31 protein-coding genes are annotated in these 20,733 nt (G+C 48.1%); 2 read left to right on the plus strand and 29 right to left on the minus strand.

The window, feature by feature from the left end; translation table 11 throughout:
• Positions 1-361 precede the first annotated feature (361 nt).
• Both KDC22_RS29550 and KDC22_RS29555 read right to left on the minus strand, forming a co-directional pair.
• Positions 362-592, minus strand: coding sequence for a hypothetical protein (locus KDC22_RS29550; RefSeq protein ID WP_173140540.1), 231 nt, complete (start codon positions 590-592; stop codon positions 362-364).
• 240 nt (positions 593-832) lie between these two features.
• On the minus strand, positions 833-1,444 hold the full coding sequence (locus KDC22_RS29555; protein WP_211721264.1) for a stage II sporulation protein M: 612 nt from the start codon (positions 1,442-1,444) through the stop codon (positions 833-835).
• A 133-nt stretch (positions 1,445-1,577) separates the two neighbouring features.
• On the opposite strand from KDC22_RS29555, the gene pdaB reads away from it, so the two are divergent.
• Entirely contained in the window at positions 1,578-2,381 is an 804-nt protein-coding gene (gene pdaB / locus KDC22_RS29560) for a polysaccharide deacetylase family sporulation protein PdaB (RefSeq protein WP_173140536.1), read from the plus strand.
• A 17-nt stretch (positions 2,382-2,398) separates the two neighbouring features.
• On the opposite strand, the gene KDC22_RS29565 is transcribed toward pdaB, so the two are convergent.
• Together KDC22_RS29565 and KDC22_RS29570 are read right to left on the minus strand one after the other, a co-directional pair.
• Positions 2,399-3,220, minus strand: a complete 822-nt coding sequence (locus KDC22_RS29565) for a PPK2 family polyphosphate kinase (RefSeq protein WP_173140534.1) — start codon at positions 3,218-3,220, stop codon at positions 2,399-2,401.
• A gap of 133 nt (positions 3,221-3,353) precedes the next feature.
• On the minus strand, positions 3,354-3,944 hold the full coding sequence (locus KDC22_RS29570; RefSeq protein ID WP_173140549.1) for a KinB-signaling pathway activation protein: 591 nt from the start codon (positions 3,942-3,944) through the stop codon (positions 3,354-3,356).
• A 128-nt stretch (positions 3,945-4,072) separates the two neighbouring features.
• Here KDC22_RS29570 and gerD point away from each other — a divergent pair, with 128 nt between their 5' ends.
• Positions 4,073-4,786 carry a spore germination lipoprotein GerD gene (gene gerD / locus KDC22_RS29575; RefSeq protein WP_173140532.1) on the plus strand — a complete coding sequence of 238 codons (714 nt, stop codon included), beginning with the start codon at positions 4,073-4,075 and terminating at the stop codon, positions 4,784-4,786.
• Between the two features lie 67 nt (positions 4,787-4,853).
• Here the strand turns inward: gerD and KDC22_RS29580 are convergent, their stop codons facing one another.
• From KDC22_RS29580 to rplE, 25 genes are all read right to left on the minus strand, one after another.
• Complete coding sequence (locus tag KDC22_RS29580) at positions 4,854-5,963, minus strand: Mrp/NBP35 family ATP-binding protein (protein ID WP_173140530.1); 1,110 nt, start codon at positions 5,961-5,963, stop codon at positions 4,854-4,856.
• A gap of 101 nt (positions 5,964-6,064) precedes the next feature.
• Positions 6,065-6,811, minus strand: coding sequence for an N-acetylmuramoyl-L-alanine amidase CwlD (gene cwlD, locus KDC22_RS29585; protein ID WP_211721265.1), 747 nt, complete (start codon positions 6,809-6,811; stop codon positions 6,065-6,067).
• A 78-nt stretch (positions 6,812-6,889) separates the two neighbouring features.
• Positions 6,890-8,059: a sulfate adenylyltransferase gene (sat, locus tag KDC22_RS29590; RefSeq protein ID WP_173140526.1), complete on the minus strand. Its 1,170-nt coding sequence runs from the start codon at positions 8,057-8,059 to the stop codon at positions 6,890-6,892.
• Between the two features lie 68 nt (positions 8,060-8,127).
• A complete protein-coding gene (locus KDC22_RS29595; protein ID WP_173140524.1) occupies positions 8,128-8,820 on the minus strand; it encodes a phosphoadenylyl-sulfate reductase in 693 nt (230 codons plus the stop codon).
• Positions 8,821-9,463: 643 nt separating this feature from the next.
• Positions 9,464-9,856, minus strand: a complete 393-nt coding sequence (gene rpsI / locus KDC22_RS29600; protein WP_042140127.1) for a 30S ribosomal protein S9 — start codon at positions 9,854-9,856, stop codon at positions 9,464-9,466.
• A 20-nt stretch (positions 9,857-9,876) separates the two neighbouring features.
• The gene (gene rplM / locus KDC22_RS29605) at positions 9,877-10,314 is read right to left on the minus strand and encodes a 50S ribosomal protein L13 (RefSeq protein WP_173140492.1); all 438 of its coding nucleotides are present in this window, start codon (positions 10,312-10,314) and stop codon (positions 9,877-9,879) included.
• Between the two features lie 235 nt (positions 10,315-10,549).
• A complete protein-coding gene (gene truA / locus KDC22_RS29610) occupies positions 10,550-11,329 on the minus strand; it encodes a tRNA pseudouridine(38-40) synthase TruA (RefSeq protein WP_173140490.1) in 780 nt (259 codons plus the stop codon).
• Between the two features lie 179 nt (positions 11,330-11,508).
• The gene (gene rplQ / locus KDC22_RS29615; protein ID WP_019908254.1) at positions 11,509-11,874 is read right to left on the minus strand and encodes a 50S ribosomal protein L17; all 366 of its coding nucleotides are present in this window, start codon (positions 11,872-11,874) and stop codon (positions 11,509-11,511) included.
• Positions 11,875-11,915: 41 nt separating this feature from the next.
• On the minus strand, positions 11,916-12,860 hold the full coding sequence (locus KDC22_RS29620; RefSeq protein ID WP_036692422.1) for a DNA-directed RNA polymerase subunit alpha: 945 nt from the start codon (positions 12,858-12,860) through the stop codon (positions 11,916-11,918).
• 131 nt (positions 12,861-12,991) lie between these two features.
• Positions 12,992-13,387 (minus strand): 30S ribosomal protein S11, encoded by a 396-nt coding sequence (rpsK, locus tag KDC22_RS29625; RefSeq protein WP_020427052.1) that lies wholly within the window; start codon positions 13,385-13,387, stop codon positions 12,992-12,994.
• A 19-nt stretch (positions 13,388-13,406) separates the two neighbouring features.
• The gene (gene rpsM / locus KDC22_RS29630) at positions 13,407-13,775 is read right to left on the minus strand and encodes a 30S ribosomal protein S13 (protein WP_025706577.1); all 369 of its coding nucleotides are present in this window, start codon (positions 13,773-13,775) and stop codon (positions 13,407-13,409) included.
• Positions 13,776-13,794: 19 nt separating this feature from the next.
• Positions 13,795-13,908, minus strand: a complete 114-nt coding sequence (gene rpmJ / locus KDC22_RS29635; protein ID WP_003322638.1) for a 50S ribosomal protein L36 — start codon at positions 13,906-13,908, stop codon at positions 13,795-13,797.
• Between the two features lie 53 nt (positions 13,909-13,961).
• Positions 13,962-14,177 carry a translation initiation factor IF-1 gene (gene infA, locus KDC22_RS29640; RefSeq protein ID WP_018753971.1) on the minus strand — a complete coding sequence of 72 codons (216 nt, stop codon included), beginning with the start codon at positions 14,175-14,177 and terminating at the stop codon, positions 13,962-13,964.
• A 2-nt stretch (positions 14,178-14,179) separates the two neighbouring features.
• Positions 14,180-14,488: a KOW domain-containing RNA-binding protein gene (locus tag KDC22_RS29645; protein WP_173140488.1), complete on the minus strand. Its 309-nt coding sequence runs from the start codon at positions 14,486-14,488 to the stop codon at positions 14,180-14,182.
• A gap of 11 nt (positions 14,489-14,499) precedes the next feature.
• Entirely contained in the window at positions 14,500-15,252 is a 753-nt protein-coding gene (gene map, locus KDC22_RS29650) for a type I methionyl aminopeptidase (RefSeq protein ID WP_211721266.1), read from the minus strand.
• A 4-nt stretch (positions 15,253-15,256) separates the two neighbouring features.
• The gene (locus tag KDC22_RS29655) at positions 15,257-15,901 is read right to left on the minus strand and encodes an adenylate kinase (protein WP_173140484.1); all 645 of its coding nucleotides are present in this window, start codon (positions 15,899-15,901) and stop codon (positions 15,257-15,259) included.
• Positions 15,902-15,999: 98 nt separating this feature from the next.
• Positions 16,000-17,298, minus strand: coding sequence for a preprotein translocase subunit SecY (gene secY, locus KDC22_RS29660; RefSeq protein WP_173140482.1), 1,299 nt, complete (start codon positions 17,296-17,298; stop codon positions 16,000-16,002).
• On the minus strand, positions 17,298-17,738 hold the full coding sequence (gene rplO, locus KDC22_RS29665) for a 50S ribosomal protein L15 (RefSeq protein ID WP_036692409.1): 441 nt from the start codon (positions 17,736-17,738) through the stop codon (positions 17,298-17,300). Before rplO ends, secY begins: the two co-directional genes overlap by 1 nt.
• Positions 17,739-17,778: 40 nt before the next feature.
• On the minus strand, positions 17,779-17,964 hold the full coding sequence (rpmD, locus tag KDC22_RS29670; RefSeq protein WP_019908243.1) for a 50S ribosomal protein L30: 186 nt from the start codon (positions 17,962-17,964) through the stop codon (positions 17,779-17,781).
• Between the two features lie 14 nt (positions 17,965-17,978).
• Entirely contained in the window at positions 17,979-18,476 is a 498-nt protein-coding gene (rpsE, locus tag KDC22_RS29675; RefSeq protein WP_036652980.1) for a 30S ribosomal protein S5, read from the minus strand.
• 26 nt (positions 18,477-18,502) lie between these two features.
• On the minus strand, positions 18,503-18,871 hold the full coding sequence (gene rplR, locus KDC22_RS29680; protein WP_036692407.1) for a 50S ribosomal protein L18: 369 nt from the start codon (positions 18,869-18,871) through the stop codon (positions 18,503-18,505).
• A gap of 84 nt (positions 18,872-18,955) precedes the next feature.
• Positions 18,956-19,498, minus strand: a complete 543-nt coding sequence (gene rplF, locus KDC22_RS29685; RefSeq protein ID WP_036692405.1) for a 50S ribosomal protein L6 — start codon at positions 19,496-19,498, stop codon at positions 18,956-18,958.
• Between the two features lie 30 nt (positions 19,499-19,528).
• A complete protein-coding gene (gene rpsH / locus KDC22_RS29690; protein WP_019908239.1) occupies positions 19,529-19,927 on the minus strand; it encodes a 30S ribosomal protein S8 in 399 nt (132 codons plus the stop codon).
• Between the two features lie 32 nt (positions 19,928-19,959).
• The gene (locus KDC22_RS29695) at positions 19,960-20,145 is read right to left on the minus strand and encodes a type Z 30S ribosomal protein S14 (RefSeq protein ID WP_036589425.1); all 186 of its coding nucleotides are present in this window, start codon (positions 20,143-20,145) and stop codon (positions 19,960-19,962) included.
• A gap of 44 nt (positions 20,146-20,189) precedes the next feature.
• Positions 20,190-20,732, minus strand: a complete 543-nt coding sequence (rplE, locus tag KDC22_RS29700) for a 50S ribosomal protein L5 (RefSeq protein ID WP_173140478.1) — start codon at positions 20,730-20,732, stop codon at positions 20,190-20,192.
• Position 20,733: the final 1 nt, after the last annotated feature.

Consider the following 20,733-nt stretch of genomic DNA (forward strand, 5'->3'; position numbering starts at 1 on the left):
GAAACATCTGACGAGAATTTACATTCTCTACGATGAGATTTCTAAAGCGTACAAGACGCTGTGAAATTCATCATTTTTGGAATTCACTTTCGTGATTCCCCACTCACTCGTTGTTCAGTTTTCAAAGATCAATGTCTCATTTTAGCTCTTCACCGCATCTCAGCGGCGACCTTCATAATATATCATAGTGTTTCGTTGTTTGGCAAGCTTTTTTTTGAAAAAGTTATTTTTCATTATTTCTTGCCTGCGGCTTCTCTTAAAACAATTAAAAGGAGCGCGAGATATAATGTATCATGTCGGCTCCCTTTTCGTCAAGCTATTCAATTCATTTTATTTATCCGGATTTCATCCCGCTCACAACTTAATGTTTGAACTGAGAAGAACGTCCACCCCAAGCATACTTAGACAACTCTTTCTGGGGAGCAAAACGCGCATACATCCGGAATACCGTTTTATATCGATTGGCAATAGCCTGTCTAATGTTCTGGTCTAATCGCTGGTCACTCATATCCAATAGCATTTCATCCAGTTCTTTGCGCAATACATAGTCCAGCTCCTTGCATTCCTTCTCATTGAATAACATTCCCAACATATGCTTGGCCTCCTTCATGAAATTCATAGTTATTCAAAATCATCAAATGCCTTATCATTTAACGCGAAGACTGCCATTTGATGTGGGAAGCTCATTATTGAAGTGCTTACACTAGATTAACCGGAGTACTGAATCTATAACCATAATCATAAGAAAATTCCAGTTATGGCCTCTCTTCATTCAACCTGGAAATAGACCCAAATGTTTCGGCTTTAATGTTATGCACAATTCCCAAGGATTTTATGATAAAAGCGAAAATGTTATTGTGCTCTCAATGATTGCTGCAACGAACAGGAGAATAACAATCCAGAAGGAAGCGGTCAAAGTCTGGCGCATAAAGGCCGGCCATACCACTGCCCTTCTCTCACTCCGTTTAATTGCCGCCAAGAGCGCAGACCACACCTTACTCCCGAACGCTATCCCAAAAGCGCAGGCAATGATGATTGCCGGAATCTCAATAATTCCATGCGGCAGCAGTCCTTTTACAATCAGCGTGAACATATCCTGTCCCTGTATCGCGGACAAATGAATCAGATAACCAATAACCGCACCGTTAATTAACAGGAATATGGCGGGCAGGAGGCCGAATAACGCCCCCAGAAATATAATGACTACGCTTTTGATGCTATTGTTCAGAAAGATGAAGACAAAAAAGCTCCACTGCGGGTTAGACGACTCCCTAAGGTCCCCGCTAATCTGACGGATTCCCTTCAATTGCTCATTCAGCAGCTCTTGAAGACTTCCCGTGCCGATCCAACCCATCACTCCTCCAGCTATGAATAGCAGGGTAGCCAGCAGCAGTGCTGCGCGAATCGTCCTTAGATCCTTAATAAATGTATTAAAAGATAACATGCTTACCTCCTGAATGGGACTACGTCTATTTTGTATTTCGTCTCGATTGATTCATATCTGAGGTCATAAGCGTCCTGTACGAGCATACATTTAGAACAAACAAGCATTTCGCATGGGAGAGGAGCGCGACTTTATGAATTCTTTTTATGTATTTAGCGGCAAAAAGATAAAACGGTTCCTTTACATCTTTGCTGCTGCGCTTCTTACCGCCGGCGTCGTGTATGTGGAAAGGGGCAACATCACCGTGTTCTCTGAAGCAGCCCCTTCCGCCATTTACAGTGTGCCGACGGAAAAGAAGCTGATTGCCTTAACCTTCGATATCAGCTGGGGAGAAAAAAGGCCCGAGCCGATTCTGAAGGTGCTGGAAGACAAAAAGGTGGATAAAGCGACATTCTTCCTGTCCTCCCCCTGGAGCAAGACACATCCTGAGATCGTTACCAGCATCAAAGACGCCGGATATGAGATCGGCAGCCATGGTCATAAGCATGTGAATTACAGCACGCTAAGCAATGAAGAAATCCGTACACAGATCAGCACTGCGCATACGGTTTTGACGGAGCTCACAGGTTCACAGCCTAATCTGATCAGAATGCCTAACGGCGATTTTGACAAAAGAGTACTGCAGGTTGCCACCGATCTGGGCTATAAAGTCATTCAATGGGACACGGACTCACTGGACTGGAAGAACATCGGTGTGGACAATATCGTAAACCGTGTAACGAGTAAGGCCCATCCCGGCGATATTGTGCTGCTGCATGCCAGCGACTCCTGCAAACAAACGCATGAAGCTCTGCCTCAGATTATTGATAAGCTTCGCAGCCAAGGGTATGAGTTCGTTACCGTATCTGAGCTGATCAGCCAAAGCAATGCAAGCGGCAAGGAAGTCCGCGATTCAGCCTGGCTCGATGATGGCCTGGAAGACGCAGCCGGAATGTAACAAACGCTTAAGGAATATTAGTGGCGCGGCGAGATGAGCTGGGAAATATCCGGAGTCGGAGTGTTCAGCTTCGGGTAACTCAGGTCAAGCCCCTCCAGTGTCTTAACCACAATCTTCAGCGCCAGATAGTTGCGGTACCACCGGTGATTCGCAGGAATCCAGTACCACGGGGCTTTGTCTATACTGCTCTCGCGGAAAACATCCTCATACGCCTGTTGATAATCGTCCCAGTATTCGCGTTCCTGCAGATCACTGGCATCGAATTTCCAATGCTTCGCCGGATCGTCAAGCCGCTCCTGGATTTTCTCGAGCTGCTTCTCCTTGGAGATATGCAAAAAGAGCTTAATTACCGTTGTCCCCTCCTCCGCCAGCATCTCCTCAAACTGGCGGATGTAGCGGAAACGCCGCTTGGCATCTTCTTTACTCAGACTGCCATGCACCCGGGGCACCAGCACATCCTCATAATGCGACCGGTTGAACGCCGCTATATAGCCTTTGGGCGGGGTCTTCATATGGACTCTCCACAGGAAATCGTGAGCTTCCTCCTCCAGTGACGGCTTCTTAAAGCTGGTAACGATGAAGCCTTGCGGATTGACGCCGGAGAAAATATGCTTAACTGTTCCGTCTTTTCCGCTTGAATCCATTCCTTGCAGGATCACCAGCAGAGAATGCTTCTTTTGGGCAAACAGGATATCCTGCAGCTTCACCAGCCGTTCTTTCAGCTTCTCGGTTTTGGCTTCTGCTTCTTCTTTGGATTTGAATTCACCCAGTTCATCCGGATCGAGGTCCTTCAGGCGTGTTTCATTTGTGTCTTTTATCATATAGCGCTTGATGTTCATATATTCCCTCCTCCACTCTGTTCTTTAAGATTAACCTCTTGGGCTTCATTTTAACCTCTTCACATCAGCAAAGCCAAAACCCCGCCTCCCTGGTTAGATCCAGAGGGGCGGGGTTTTGGCTTTATTCATAATTTCAGAGTGAGGCCGGTTTCAGAATACGGTGCAGCATCAGAATCTGGAAGGCATTACAGGCGATAAGCGGGACGAGAATAAATACGGTGGCGCTATCCACGCCAATGCGGAGGACGCCGATAATCTCCACTATTGTGATGGCTGTCATGAAGAAAAAGGTGGGGACCCAGGCCGATGCATTCGTGCTGCGTATTTTGAACCAGGATACCATAAGGGCTGTCAGCAGAATAGCCACGCCCAGCGTCAGATCTGAACCCACACTCCGGTCCCCGCTGACAAAGGTGCGGAGGAACATCAGCTCCAGCAGCGCAAGCACTGCAAGCACCAGTTGTATGTATCGCCAAGCCTTACGCGGAAATACGCCGATGCCCGTATAGTTGAGAATAAGATAAGCGAAGAATCCGAGCTGGGCATATACGCTAACAAGCGCTCCGTAGCCAAGAAGAATCAGGGCGTAGAGGAAAAAGTCGGCGGTGCTTTTAAATTGAATTCCGCCATTCACTATCTGCAGAGCAAGACCGGCAATCACGGCCCCGCCTGCACCGATCAAAAGCGTGGTCCAGAACAAATAAAACCATTTTCTTAAGCTCAGCGCCTTCACCTCCCCGTGTCAGATTTATTTTACCAAGGTTACCGTCAAAAAACCATTACACTTCAACATAAATGTACCTGCGGGCGGCATACTACAATCATTGATTCTAATAAAGGAGGGCAGCGCCAATGAAATGGAGGGCTCTATGGTCTGGAGGCTTGGCACTCGGCTTGGCGATCACGTTAACCGCCTGCGGAGGCGAACAGAGCAGTTCTTCTTCCGGTGGACAGGGCGGATATAAGGAAATGAAGACGATGGTTGTAGATATATTGAAGAGCGACGAAGGTAAAAAGGCTGTAGAGGAAGCCCTGTCTACCCCCAGCTCAGATGAGGGTGGCGGCGGCAGCGGCGGGATAAGCATGAAAATGATGCCTATGCAGACGACAGAGCAGATTAGGATTGCCGTTAAGGATACTCTCACAGCACCCGAGTATCAGAAGGAAATCGAAAAAATCATGACCGACCCGCAATTTGCCGGGGATTTCGCCAAAGCGATTAATAAAGAGAGCAAGGAACTGCATCTTCAATTGATCAAGGACCCCACTTATCAGAAGTCTGTTGGAGAAATCATGAAATCGCCCGAAATGATGAAAATGTTCCTCGATCTTACTAAGACTCCGGATTACCGCAAACAGTCCATGACCATTATGCAGGAGGCTATGCAAAATCCGCTGTTCCGTATGGAAGTCCTTACTCTGCTCAAAAGTGTGGTTCAGGATGAGCTGCAGCCCAAGGTTGAGAAAAAGGATGCAGGAAAAGGCGAAGGCGGCGGGGAGGAAAAAGAAGGCGGAGGAGAAAAGCAGGAAGGCGGAGACGATTCCGGTTCCGGATCTGGTTCGTAATTCAAATAAGGCCTTGCCCCAGGAATGGGGCAGGCCTTATTTTTGCATGCGCATCGCGGAATGTTACTTATTGCTCGTATTTGGCAATCAGCTTGTCTGCAATTTCTGCGAATAACATTCCGGTGGCTGTCTCCGCCTTATAGACCGACGGTGAGAAGTCCGGCTCGGAGATATGGTTATCCGGTGCACCCAGCGGCACCTGGGCCAGCAGCTCTGTATGCAGCGTTTCAGCCAGACGGGCTCCGCCGCCGCGTCCGAAGATATAATCCTTTTTGCCGCAGGAGGAGCATTCGTAATAAGCCATGTTCTCGATGACCCCAAGGATTTCATGCTCCGTCTGCAGAGCCATTGAGCCTGCTCTCGCAGCCACAAAGGCAGCCGTTGCATGAGGAGTAGTTACAATGATCTCTTTGCTGTGCGGCAGCATCTGATGTACATCGAGCGCCACATCCCCCGTACCCGGAGGCAGATCCAGCAGTAGATAATCAAGCTCGCCCCAACCCACATCGGCGAAGAACTGACGCAGCATTTTGCCCAGCATCGGCCCTCTCCAGATCACCGGACTATTCTCACGGATAAAGAAGCCCATGGACATGACCTTCACTCCAAAACGTTCTACCGGAATAATAGTTCCTTCATCGACGACCGGTCCCTCTTCAATCCCCATCATATCCGGGATACTGAAGCCGTAGATGTCAGCATCAATCAGGCCGACTTTTTTGCCTTTCCGGGCTAGTGCTACGGCAAGATTCACGGTGACCGTTGATTTCCCGACTCCCCCCTTACCGCTGGCAATAGCAATAAAGTTCACACCTGAGTTCTCATTGATCAGCTCATGCCCCTCAAGGCCCGCTGCGTGTCCTTTGAGCTTCTCCCCTTGTTCGGAATCCGGCTCGCCGTCTTCGCCCTCTCCGCGGAACATAGCACGTTCATAATCGGTGGCATCACGCAGGCGGATGTGAATATTCTCAGCCCCGCCCTCCGTAAGCAGATCACGCACCTGCTGTTCCAGCTCCATGCGCTTCTTCTCATCGGAGTCAAGACACACGATGGATAACGATATCCGGTCTTCTTTGACCATGATGTCGCGGATTAGCTGCAATTCAACAAGGCTTTTTCCGGATTCCGGGTCTGTGAGCGGCTGCAAAAGTTCCTGAATTTGTTCCCTGGTCAGCATGGAAGCACCTCTGTTTCTGTCCGGCGGTAAGCCCCGGTATTTGCATCTATTATAGCATTACCCTCCGGGGGAAGAGTAGTCCCTGCCCTAATCCCTTGGTTCTATGGCCGCTCCGTGCTGTACCGCAGAATTCCCCGGTAGATGCTGGTAGCCACCTTCCGCTGATACACATCATCCCCAAGCAGCAAGGACTCCTGAGGATGGGACAGGAAGCCTACCTCCACTAACACGGATGGCATCTTTAAGACTTTTAACAAATAAATGGTGTTCGCGGTCTTCGCCACCCGGTCTGTATTCTCAAGCGTTGCCCGAAGTTCATCCTGCACCCGTTCGGCCAATGCCTTGTTCCCCTCGTTGCTTGGATAATAGAAGGTCTGAGCCCCGCTCCAGCGGTTGGAAGGAATACTGTTCATATGTACGCTGATGAATAGATCCGCCCCCTTCTCCTCAATGCTCCGCACCCGCTGCTTCAGGTCCTCTGTCTTGCGCTTTGCGTACCCTTTGGTGTTGTCCTGGGCGAGATCATAATCCCCTTCCCGGGTCATGACCACGATCGCCCCTGCCTGCTGCAGATAATCACGCAAGTACAGCGACACGGCGAGATTGATCTCCTTCTCAATCAGACCCGACCGGCTCACCGCCCCGCCATCCGGCCCGCCGTGGCCTGCATCAATGGCAATGACCTTGCCGGACAGCGGCAGGCTCCAATAGTTGACCGTCCTGGCAGTCGGCATATCATATGCGATGATACCGATCATCACAGCGAGCAGTATAGCGCCTAGGAAGCTTTTTTTGATGCTGCTCCAAGAGATCCAGACCGAGAATTTACGCCGCTGCCCTCCAGACATAACAAAGACCCCCTCGTCCCGATAGATTCTACTCATCTATATGGGACAAGAGGGCCAAATAGTACTGGCTGTTCCAGACTATACGGAGACTTCTGAAGACATGCCTTCAATCAGAATCTGCGCCACCTCAGGACGCGTGAATTCTGGAGGCGGGCACTGACCGTCACGCAGCAGCGCACGTACCTTCGTACCCGATAGCGTCAAATGCTGGTCGCCCGGATGCGGGCAGGTTTTGCTGGAGGCCATATTCCCGCATTTCACACAGAAGAAGCTGTGCTCGAAGAATAGCGGCGTAATACCGAGCTCCTCAGCGGTGAAATTAGCAAAAATCTCCTGCGCTTCATACGTGCCATAGTAATCTCCTACACCGGCATGGTCGCGTCCGACAATAAAGTGTGTACACCCGTAGTTCTTGCGCACCATCGCATGGAAAATCGCTTCACGCGGTCCTGCATATCGCATAGCCGCCGGAAACACCCCGAGAAATGTACGGTTCTCCGGATAATAATTCTCCAGCAGCGCAAGATAACTCTTCATCCGCACATTTGCCGGAACATCGTCCGATTTAGTCTCACCCACCAGCGGATTCAGGAAAAGAGCGTCTACAACCTCCATAGCGCACTTCTGGATATACTCATGGGCCCGATGTACCGGATTACGCGTCTGAAAGCCTACAACCGTTCTCCAGCCCTTCTCTGCGAAGATCTGGCGCGTCACAGCGGGGTCAAAATAGAACTCAGCGAATTTCTCCGGCTGCGGGCGATTGAGCACAGTTATGGGTCCGCCTACGTAAGTGGCCGGCCGGGCCAGCAGCTTGCTGACACCCGGATGCGCGGGATCGGTTGTTCTGAACACATTCTGAGCTTCAAGCTGCTGATCTACCGTATAGATACTCTCAATATCAAGTAATCCGTAGACAACACCGTCTTCCTCGCCAATCAGTGAAACTCTGTCCCCTACGGCAAGAGATGACGCCTGCTCTTCGCCTACAGCCAGCGTAACCGGAATACTCCACACGGTACCGTCAGCCAGCCGCATGCTTGTAACTACAGAATGATAATCCTCTTCGTTCAAGAATCCGGTAAGCGGCGAGAATGCCCCTACACCGATCAGGTCCAGATCCGATAAAGTCCAAGTATTAAGTGCAATTGATGTATGGGCTGAAGCCTGCTCCAGCAGTGCTTCTCTCTGCTCTCCGGCGGCGATGCGCTGAATCAGTGTTCCTCCATGAGGAAGTATTGAAGTCATCCTTATTCTCTCCTCCTGTATCAATGCCTGTGCAGTGCTGGTAGTTCTGGTATTGTAGAGCTGGTACCTTATTTATGCAGTCCGCATTCTGTCTTATCCGACCCGGACCATCTTCCGGCACGCGGATCTTCACCAGGCATAACTGCCCGGGTGCACTGTTCACAGCCGATGCTCGGGAAATTGCGGTCATGAAGCGGATTATACACTACCTCATTCTCGCGGATATAATTCCATACATCCTCTGTAGTCCAGCTGGCAATCGGATTGAACTTGACCAGTCCAAATTTGTTGTCGTATTCCACCTTTTTGGAATTGGCCCGTGTAGGTGCCTGATCACGGCGGATGCCGGTAATCCAAGCGTCGTATTGTGAGAGAATGCGGGTCAGCGGTTCAACCTTACGGATGGCGCAGCACTGATTCGGATCACTGTTCCATAGAGCCTCCCCGTACTGAAGCGCCTGCTCTTCCACCGTGATCTGCGGAGACACCCGAACGAACTCCATGCCGTACTTCTCAGCCATGATATCTCTAGTCTCATAGGTTTCCTTGAAATGATAATCCGTGTCCAGATAGAACACATCTGTCGAGGGACTCACCTTCTGGATCATATCCACCAGCACAACATCCTCCGCTCCAAAACTGCAGGCAAAGGTTATATTCGGAAAAGTCTCCACCGCCCAGCGGATAATCTCCTCGGGAGTAGCATTCTCCAGCTCTTCCGCTTTGACTTTGATTAAATCCTCTTTCTCGAGCAGGTTCATCTCAGTTTCCTCCATCCGGATATAAGCCAAGATACAATCCTAAGAAAGATTAATCCCGACTAATTCTATATGATATAGTATATCCGTTTCACAGTGGAAGTCAATGGGTTTTGTTCACTTTGGAATAAAGTATTTCAAGTATTCATAAAAAAGCTCCCGACCATAAATGCCAAGAGCTTGAAATGCTTGATTTATAAACATTAATTAAAGTTCATTCCAATAACACCTGCAAAAATAAGAGCCAAACAATAAGCAATGATCATGACATATAAGATATTCAGGAAGTTAAATGAACGCTTCATACTCTGCACCTCCTTAGTTTTACAATATAGAGATAAAATAAATTTACTATTCAACCCAAATAATCTATTTCATATAGAATACTTGCTTTATGCAGAGGTCCTATGCTTACGTTAAATCTATTTTAGTATTTATGGTACATTATGTAAATGAGAATCAGGCATAATTAGTCACGGATTCATGACTATCGCTGCTTAAGATACTCGCTAGTTTCTGACTGTAGTCACGATTAGTCTTGAGTAATATCTATGGTCAAAATATGGTCACGGCCATTACAGAGGACAAAATGAAAGCCCCTGACCACGAGGGCCAAGGGCTGAAATTCGTTGATGCTATGCGATTCTTAACGTTTCGAGAACTGTGGAGCACGACGAGCGGCTTTGAGGCCGTATTTCTTACGTTCCTTCATACGTGGGTCACGAGTCAGGAAGCCGGCTTTCTTCAGCGCACCGCGATATTCAGGGTCTACTTTGAGCAATGCACGGGAGATCCCGTGACGGATTGCGCCAGCTTGACCGGAAATGCCGCCACCGTGTGCAAGAACGATTACATCGTAGTTGCCCAGAGTTTCAGTCAGGTTCAAAGGTTGTCTTACGATCATCTTCAATGTTTCAACACCGAAGTATTCGTCCATCTCACGTTTGTTAATGACAATGCGTCCTTCACCCGGTACAAGGCGAACACGTGCTACCGAATGTTTACGACGACCTGTCCCATAGTATTGTACTTGTGCCATGAAACTGTCCTCCTCTATTCTTATCCGCGAAGTTCGTAAACTTCAGGTTTTTGTGCTGCATGTGGATGTTCAGCGCCTGCATATACTTTGAGTCTCAGCTTCATGTGATTTCCTTGACGAGTCTTAGGAATCATACCATGAACTGCGAATTCAATCATACGCTCAGGTCTAGTCTTGAGCAGTTCTTCGGCAACGGTAACCTTCAAGCCACCTGGGTGCATCGAGTGACGGTAGTATTTCTTGTTTTGCATTTTCTTACCGGTCAGGTGAATCTTCTCAGCGTTGATAACAATTACGAAGTCTCCAGTATCAACATGTGGAGTGAATTGCGGTTTGTGTTTGCCACGGATCAGAGCAGCGGCTTCGCTTGCCAAACGGCCAAGTGTTTTGCCTTCGGCATCAATAATGTGCCAATTGCGTTCAACTTCGTTCGGCTTCGCCATATAGGTGGTACGCATGAATGTTTCCTCCTTGTTCTCGTACGAAAATCATCTGTTTCGTATATCTTGTTTCTCATTGGATTACAATTATGTGAGTTAAAAAAAGCTTGTTTGTTTGGCATTTCCTTGATCGGGGCTGTGGGATAGCCATCAAGAAAACACAACTTTTATATTACAGCATAAACATGACAAGTGCAAGTGATTTTTAACTATTCCAACGCTATTTTTCAGAAAAAAATAGTGTACTGAACGTTTAACTCTCATTCTCGTCATATTCCACACTCCAGAGTGCCAAACCTTTAGACACAGCCGTAGGTCCGGCAGCTGCGCGGTCACAAGCTGCAAGAATTACAGGAATTCGGTCCGCGCTGATCTTGCCTTGTCCGACTTGCATCAGCGTGCCCATAATTATGCGTACCATATGCTGCAGAAAGCCGCTGCCTGTAATATAGGTATGAATTACTCCCTGATCAGAAGAGCCAGGACGGCACATACTGCGGTCCACCTCAAGATATGCTTCGAATATAGTCCGCACATGCGAAGTCTTGGTAGACTTCCTGGATGCAAACGAAGTGTAATCATGGGTGCCCAGCAGCCCTGCCAACCCCTCTTCCATCGCAGGAATATTCAGCTTCATCGGATGATGATGCTGCCAGCGCCGCTGGAACGGGTCCGGGAACCGGTTGCCGTTAATCGTGTACCGGTAGGTTTTACGCTTCGCACCTCTGCGGGAGTGGAACGAGAGTGGAACCTCCGAAGCCTCGGTAACCACGATATCCTGCGGAAGCCTGGCATTCAGAGCCAGACACCAGCGTTCCAGCGGAATCTGGGAGGAGGTTATGAAGTTAAAAGGTTGGCCATAAGCGTGCACCCCTGCATCAGTCCGTCCTGAGCCCGTTATTTTGAGCGTCTCGCCGGTCAGATGAAGAATGGCATGCTCCAGCTTGTCCTGAATCGTATTGCCCTTAGGCTGGGTCTGAAAGCCATCATAATGGGTGCCGTCATAATTGACTTTCATCAATAGATTGCGCATTTCATTCTCCTGTGGGTCCATATACTTGAATTATTCTCAAAAAAAAGAGCCCCGGCGGGAGCTCCTTCTACTCTATACAAGGTGATTCCCGCGGTTAATTGCACAGCAGGGTAATATGCCCTGCAGTACAATAACGTTAAATACGTAATGCGTACATCCGGAAATCATGGCTTGTGAAACTACGCGCGGTCTACCAGTTCAAGATAAACCATAGGCGCAGCATCGCCACGGCGAGGTCCCAGCTTCAGGATACGAGTGTATCCGCCTGGACGCTCTGTGTAACGTGGAGCAATATCAGAGAACAATTTTTGGATTGCATCTTGTTCACCATCTACAGTCTCACGACGAACAAATGCAGCTACTTGACGGCGAGCATGAAGATCGCCCTTTTTCGCTTTAGTGATCAGTTTCTCAGCAATGGAACGAACTTCCTTCGCTTTGGCTTCTGTTGTCTGGATACGTTCGTATAGGAACAGATCCGTTACCATATCGCGGAATAGTGCTTTGCGCGCGCTGGAATCACGGCCCAATTTTTGGTATGCCATTTGTTTTCCCTCCTTCACTCAAGTCTCAAGAACTCCGGGTATTATTCTTCTGTACGAAGTCCCAAACCAAGTTCCTCTAGCTTCTCTTGAACCTCTTCCAAAGATTTGCGGCCCAGGTTACGAACCTTCATCATATCTTCTTCAGTTTTCGTAGTCAGCTCTTGCACGGTATTAATACCGGCACGTTTGAGGCAGTTGTAGGAACGGACAGAAAGATCAAGCTCCTCGATAGTCATCTCAAGTACTTTTTCTTTTTTGTCTTCTTCTTTTTCAACCATAATTTCGGCGTCTTTCGCTTCATCCGTAAGACCTACGAACAGAACGAGGTGCTCGTTCAAAATTTTGGCTCCAAGGCTAACGGCTTCTTCCGGTCTGATGCTACCATCCGTCCAAATTTCAAGCGTCAATTTGTCGTAGTTAGTCACTTGACCAACACGGGTATTATCAATACCATAATTCACGCGGGAAATAGGAGTGTAGATGGAGTCAACTGGAATTACACCAATTGGCTGATCGTCGCGTTTGTTCCGGTCCGCTTGGACGTAGCCGCGACCACGGCCTGCAAAAATGCGCATGTGCAGTCTCGCGCCAGGTCCCAGCGTTGCAATATGAAGATCCGGGTTCAGGATCTCAACATCGCTGTCCGCACGGATATCACCTGCGGTAACGATGCCTTCTCCTTCAGCATCAATCTCGAACACTTTCTCTTCGTCCGAATGAATCTTCAGAGACAGAGCTTTAAGGTTCAGGATGATTTCCGTCACATCTTCCATTACGCCGGGAACGGTCGAGAACTCATGCAGAACGCCGTCAATTTGGACCGAAGTCACTGCGGCTCCCGGAAGGGAGGAAAGCAGAATCCGGCGAAGCGAGTTCCCCAGAGTCGTGCCATATCCACGTTCCAGCGGTTCAACTACGAATTTCCCATAGGTTCCATCATCATTGGCTTCTACGGTCTCAATCTTCGGCTTTTCGATTTCTATCACGAGTGTACCCCTCCTTCAAACGTCGCTCCTATATGAAACAGTCACCCCATCAGGTGTATCATGTAGTATGCCTAAACACCTATTATTAGCAGATGCGTCAGAATTATACCACAATCACAATTCTGATTATACTAAACGCGGCGACGCTTCGGCGGACGGCATCCATTGTGAGGAACCGGAGTAACGTCTTTAATGAGGTTTACTTCAAGACCAGCGGCCTGAAGGGAACGGATGGCTGCTTCGCGGCCCGCGCCCGGTCCTTTAACCATAACTTCAACGGACTTCATGCCGTGTTCCATAGCTGCCTTAGCAGCAGTTTCGGCTGCCATCTGCGCTGCAAATGGAGTCGATTTACGGGAACCTTTGAATCCTTGACCGCCGGAGCTTGCCCAGGAAATTGCATTTCCGTGAGGGTCCGTGATCGTAACGATAGTGTTATTGAACGTGGAACGGATATGTGCCACGCCAGACTCGATATTTTTCCGGTCGCGACGTTTCGTACGTACGACTTTTTTCGGTTTAGCCATTGTCTCTTATCACCTCTTCTTATTTCTTTTTGTTTGCTACAGTACGACGCGGGCCTTTACGGGTACGAGCATTGGTTTTGGTACGTTGACCGCGAACAGGCAATCCACGACGGTGACGAACACCGCGGTAACAGCCGATCTCAGTAAGACGTTTAATATTCAAGGAAATTTCACGACGAAGGTCACCTTCAACCTTAACCTGCTTGTCGATCGTTTCACGCAGTTTGCTGACTTCATCTTCCGTCAAATCACGGACACGTGTGTTAACGTCAATGCCTGTTTCATTAAGAATTTTCTGGGAAGTCGTTTTACCGATTCCGAAAATATAAGTCAAGGCGATCTCAACGCGCTTATCACGTGGCAAATCCACTCCAGCTATACGAGCCATTTTACGCTACACCCCCTTCTTAACCTTGTTTTTGTTTGTGTTTCGGATTTTCGCAAATTACCATAACAGTCCCTTTGCGGCGGATGACTTTGCATTTTTCGCAAATGGGCTTTACAGAAGGTCTTACCTTCATGTTAATTACCTCCTCAAAGTTTTGCGAAGCAAAACTTTTGTTGTAGTTCCCATCTATTTACGGTAAGTTATACGGCCTTTTGATAAATCATAAGGCGATAACTGCACGACCACTTTGTCTCCGGTAAGAATACGGATAAAGTGCATCCGCAATTTCCCGGACACATGGGCAAGTATCTGATGACCATTCTCAAGCTCAACCTTAAACGTTGCGTTAGGCAACGGCTCGATGACCGTTCCTTCTACCTCAATGACGTCTTCCTTAGCCACAGTTAGTCTCCTCTCTCATTAGCACTTTTTCCAGCAGGTCTTCCATACTTCATGACTGCGAACCGCAGCTTTCCGTTAGTTACCCGGCCGGTTTCTTCCAAACTGTCTACAATCTCACTGCTGATGAAGGGTATGAGCTCCAGGTGCTGAATATTCTTCTTCTTTGGGCTGTCAAACTTACGTTTGTCCCCGTCAGCAATATATACAAACCTGCTATCCACAACTGCGATAACAACGGCAGCCTCTCCGGCATCCTTGCCTTTGAGAATTCTCACAATTTGACCTATCTGCGGGCTGGTCCCAGTATTCACGTGAAGATCACCTACGCATTCAGTTTTGTGAAAATCTCCATGCCGTCCGGTGTAACTGCAACTGTATGCTCAAAGTGAGCGCACAGTGACCCGTCTACCGTAACGACAGTCCAGTTATCTTCCAGCGTTCTGACATATCTGTCTCCTGCGTTAACCATCGGCTCAATCGCGAGTACCATACCCGGCTTCAGTCGAGGTCCGCGGTCAGCTATGCCATAATTCGGAATTTGCGGTTCTTCATGCAGTTCTGCCCCAATGCCATGGCCAACATACTCTCGGACAACGGAGAACCCGGCGTCCTCAATATACTGCTGGATTGCATGGGAGATTGTAAACAAGCGCACATCCGGTTTGACCAACGCCAGTCCAGCGTACAGGGAGCCTTCCGTGACATCCAGCAGACGCTGAGCCTCTTCGGAAATACTACCCACCCCGTAAGACCAGGCGGAATCACCGTGATAACCGCGGTACTCTGCACCGATATCCAGCGTAACGATGTCGCCTTCTACCAGTTTGCGTTTCCCAGGAAATCCATGCACCAATTGTTCGTTGACTGAAGCGCAAATGCTGGCAGGAAAACCGTTGTAGCCTTTGAAAGACGGCACAGCACCCTGACTGCGGATGTATTGATCGGCGATTCTGTCGAGCTCTCCGGTCGTAATGCCTGGCTCAATAGCCTCAGCTATACGGCGGTGACTCTCGGCAACAATTCGACCAGCTTCCCTCATAAAGACAAGTTCCTGTTCGGATTTACAAATGATCATTACATTAACCCCGCAATAAAGATACGATTTCAGAAGAAACGACATTGATTTCGTTTTCTCCGTTTACCTGACGCAAAAGACCTTTATCGTCATAAAATGCAAGCAGCGGCGCTGTCTTGTTATCATACTCATCCAGACGCTTGCCTACGCTCTCTTCGTTATCATCCGGACGCTGATACAATTCACCGCCATCAATGTCGCAGATGCCTTCTTGCTTCGGCGGGTTGAAAATCAAATGGTAGGATGTTCCGCATACTGTGCAGATCCGGCGTCCGGTAAGACGCGCCATCAGCAGTCCGCGGTCCACATTCAAGTTGATCACATGATCCAGTGAAGTCCCAAGCCGGCTGAGGATTTCTCCCAGCGCTTCCGCTTGCGAAAGGGTTCTTGGAAAACCATCCAATAAGAAACCTTTTTCGCAATCGGACTGCTGCAGCCGTTCTTCAACGATTCCAATAGTCACATCATCAGGTACAAGCAAGCCTTGATCAATGTAAGATTTAGCCTTCAATCCAACCGGAGTACCCTGCTTGATTGCCAAGCGGAATGCATCTCCTGTCGAAATATGCGGAATGCCAAGCTCCTTCACTACAACAGCGGCCTGTGTTCCCTTGCCTGCCCCAGGAGGGCCCATGAATAAAATGTTCACGATTCTCTTCTCCCCCCAAAAGTTCGCCACCAAGCAAGAAACAGCACAATAGGTACCGGGAAGTCTAAGAACCCAGGTACTTCACCGGAACCTATCGCCTATTTATTGATGAAGCCTTTGTAATGGCGTTTGATCAATTGGCTCTCGATCTGCTTCATCGTATCCAATGCAACACCGATTACGATCAGCAGTGCAGTACCGCCGATCTGTACTTGCTTAGGCAAACCGGATAACGTTCCAAACAATACTGGCAGCACAGAAATGAGTGACAGGAACAGCGCACCGGACATAGTCAAACGCGACATTACTCTAGTCAGATATTTCTCTGTAGCCTTGCCTGGACGAATACCGGGAATGTATCCGCCATTCTTTTTCATATTGTCAGCCATTTGCTGCGGGTTCATCTGGACAAACGTATAGAAGAACGTAAATCCGATGATCATGACTACGTATAGCAGCATGCCGAGCGGCTTTGTATGATCCAGATTGGCTGTTACCCATTTAGCCCAGCCATGGGTTGACCAGAAGCTCGATATAACGATCGGGAATTGAAGCAGTGAAACGGCGAAGATAACCGGAATTACACCAGCCGCATTAATTTTAAGCGGAATGTGCGTATTCTGTCCACCGTACATTTTGTTACCGACTACGCGTTTGGCATATTGTACAGGAATCTTACGGATACCTTGTTGAACAAAGATAACCCCGACAATAATCGCAACAACCACGATCAGTACAATAACGACTTTAAGAATATTCAGGAACATCTGATCCGGCTGAATGAAACTTGATTGAGCCGTAGTTGTGATATATCCCGGAAAGGCGGCGACGATTCCCGCAAAAATCAGGATCGAAATCCCGTTTCCTATACCCTTTTCAGTGATCTGTTCACCTAACCACATCAAGAACGATGTACCCGCCGTCAATATGATCGCAATAAGCAGGTAATCCGCAAAGGTTGCATTTGGAATCATCTCAGTGCCATAAATCCGGTTAAACCCGATAGATGTGGCAAACGCTTGAATCAAACCTAGCACTACTGTGCCGTAACGCGTAATTTGCGCCAGTTGTTTCTTACCGTGCTCCCCTTGCTTCGCCCATTCGGCAAACTTAGGGACAACATCCATCGAGAGCAATTGCACTATGATGGAAGCCGTAATGTACGGGTAAATACTGATCGCAAAAATCGAGAAGTTTTTGAGCGCTCCGCCCGAGAAGGTGTTCAAAAGACCCATCAAAGCGTCTCCGCCCTGATTTGTTGATTCCAGTACTTCTTTGTTCACACCGGGAACCGGTACAAACGAACCGATGCGGTAAATGATCAGAACGAACAGGGTAAACAGGATCTTTTTGCGCAAATCTTCAACATGCCATATATTCTTAAGCGTCTTGAACATTAGATCACCTCGGTTTTACCGCCGGCAGCTTCGATTTTCTCTACCGCAGATTGAGAGAACTTATTTGCTTTGACAGTTAATTTAACAGCTAGTTCACCATTGCCGAGAATCTTAATGCCGCTCTTAGTGTTGCTGACAACACCAGTTTCAAGCAAAAGCTCAGGAGTTACTTCTGTTCCTTCTGCAAAGCTGTTCAGATCTTCCAGGTTCACAATCGCGTACTCTTTACGGGTAGGATTGACGAAACCACGTTTAGGCAGACGACGATAGAGTGGGTTTTGTCCACCCTCGAAGCCTGGACGCACACCACCGCCGGAACGGGAGTTTTGACCTTTGTGACCGCGGCCCGAAGTTTTACCATTACCGCTACTTGGTCCACGACCAACGCGGTTGCGTTCTTTCCGTGATCCAGGAGCTGGAGCAAGTTCATGTAACTTCATCGTTTGCACCTCCTTATGTTTGTTAATTTATACGAGGCTATTAGCCTTCAATTTCAGTAACGGACAGCAAGTGGCTCACTTTGTTGATCATTCCGCGAATTGCAGGAGTGTCGTTGTGAACCACGGACGAGTTGGTTTTGCGCAGGCCGAGCGTCTTAACAGTAACACGTTGTGTTTCTGGACGTCCAATTACACTGCGTACGAGGGTAATTTGCAATTTTGCCATTGACGTTCCCCTCCTTAACCGCGTAATTCTTCGACAGATTTGCCGCGAAGCTTCGCGACCTCTTCAATGCGCTTCAGACGGGAAAGACCCTCTAAAGTAGCATTGACCATGTTCATGGAATTCGAAGAACCCAAAGATTTTGTCAAGATGTCGCCAACGCCTGCCAATTCAAGCACCGCACGAACTGGTCCACCAGCGATAACGCCGGTACCTTCGGATGCTGGCTTCAGCAGAACGCGTCCTGCGCCGAAATGTCCAGTAACCAAGTGAGGAATCGAAGTTCCTACGATTGGAATGTGGATCAGGTTTTTCTTGGCGTCTTCAATGCCTTTACGGATGGCATCCGGAACTTCGCCGGCTTTACCGATACCAGCACCAACGTAGCCGTTGCCGTCGCCCACAACAACAAGTGCACTAAAGCTGAAACGGCGTCCGCCTTTTACAACTTTTGCAACACGGTTAATGTGTACAACTCTTTCTGTCAGTTCTAAACTGTTCGGATCTACACGCAAGTCGTTAACCTCCTTTTAGAAATATTCTAGAATTCAAGACCAGCTTCGCGAGCTGCGCTAGCCAGAGCCTGAATCCGTCCATGGTACAAGTATCCACCGCGGTCAAATACAACCACTGCATAACCCTTTTCCTTGGCACGCTCAGCGATCAATTGACCGACTTTGCTTGCAGCTTCAACGCTGCCGCCATTTCCGATTGTAGCACTCAATTCTTTATCCAGTGTGGAGGCAGATACGATAGTAACGCCTGTCACATCATCAATCAGTTGAGCGTAGATGTGTTTCGAAGAACGGAACACATTCAAACGCGGGCGCTCAGTTGTACCCTGGATCTTCTTACGAACACGCAGGTGTCTTTTGAGACGAGCCTTGTTTTTATCCTCTTTTGTAATCATGACTTCCCTTTCACTCCCTTCAGTTTGCCGTAAACAGCTTCACTTTAAGATGCACGGGGTATCTTACAATTAAGGTAGAGCTGGTTATTTCTTCTTACCAGCTTTACCTTCCTTGCGGATGATACGCTCGCCTTCATATTTGATACCTTTACCTTTGTAAGGCTCTGGTTCACGTACAGAACGGATTTTGGCAGCATAAGCGCCTACGCGTTCTTTATCAATACCTCTAACGATGATCTTCGTGTTCGCAGGAACATCGAACTCGATACCCGCTTCCGGTGTAATTTCAACCGGGTGGGAGTAACCAACGTTCAGTACGATTTTATCTCCGGATTTGCTTGCACGATATCCGACCCCAACCAGCTCCAGAGATTTCGAGAAACCTTCAGTCACACCACTCACCATGTTGTTGACAACGGAGCGGGTTGTGCCGTGAAGTGAACGATGCAATTTGTTGTCCGACGGGCGAACAACAGTGATTTCGTTATTTTCAACTGTAATCTTCATGTCTTTATGAAGCTCACGAGTCAAAGTGCCTTTAGGACCTTTTACTGTAATAACGGTGTTGTCCAAAGTGACATCTACACCGCTAGGTACTGCGATTGGTTTGCGACCAATACGAGACATGTGTTGCACCTCCTTATCTTGTGACGTTTATTACCAAATGTAGCAGACAACTTCTCCGCCGGATTTTGATTGACGAGCTTCCTTGTCGGTCATAACTCCCTTAGATGTGGAGATAATCGCGATTCCCAGACCACCGAGTACACGAGGCACTTCATTGCTCTTCGTGTATACGCGAAGACCTGGTTTACTGATTCTTTTCAGACCGGAGATAACGCGCTCCTGGTTCGGGCCGTATTTCAGGAAAATACGGATAATCCCTTGTTTGCTATCTTCAACGAATTCAGCATCACGGATGAAACCCTCACGCTTCAAGATGTCCGCGATTTGTTTTTTCATAGTAGAAGCAGGCATTTCTACTGTCTCGTGACGCACAGTGTTGGCGTTACGAATACGAGTAAGCATATCTGCAATAGGATCAGACATAGTCATGTGTGTAAACCTCCTTCCCGTTTATAAACTTCTTACCAACTTGCTTTTTTCACGCCAGGAATCTGGCCTTTATAAGCTAATTCACGGAAACAAATTCTGCAAATTTTGAACTTTTGCAGTACCGAATGTGGACGACCGCAACGCTCGCAACGTGTATATGCACGTACTTTGAACTTAGGCTCGCGTTGTTGTTTAACTTTCATTGAAGTCTTTGCCACTTAGACTGACACCTCCTAAACATTTTCGGAGAAATGGATGATTCTTATTTTGTGAAAGGCATTCCCAGCTGATTCAGCAGCTCACGGGATTCCTCGTCCGTCTTTGCAGTCGTTACGATAACGATGTCCATACCGCGTACCTTATCCACTTTGTCATATTCGATTTCCGGGAAGATCAATTGCTCTTTAAGACCCAGTGTGTAGTTACCACGGCCATCAAAGGCTTTGCTGGAAATACCACGGAAGTCACGTACGCGTGGAAGCGTTACGTTGATCAATTTATCCAGGAAGTAATACATACGCTCGCCGCGCAGTGTTACTTTAACCCCGATCGGCATATTTTCGCGCAGTTTGAAACCGGCGATGGATTTTTTCGCTTTAGTGATAACTGGCTTTTGACCAGTGATCAATTGCATGTCATTTACTGCAGCATCAAGTACTTTGGAGTTTTGAACAGCGTCACCCACACCCATGTTGATGACGATCTTCTCGATCTTAGGCACTTGCATAACAGTAGTATAGTTAAACTTCTGCATCAGAGCAGGTGTAATTTCATTCAGAAAACGTTCTTTCATTCTTGCTGCCATG

The organism is Paenibacillus tritici, assembly GCF_018207515.1.
GTDB classification, from domain to species: domain Bacteria; phylum Bacillota; class Bacilli; order Paenibacillales; family Paenibacillaceae; genus Paenibacillus_AQ; species Paenibacillus_AQ tritici.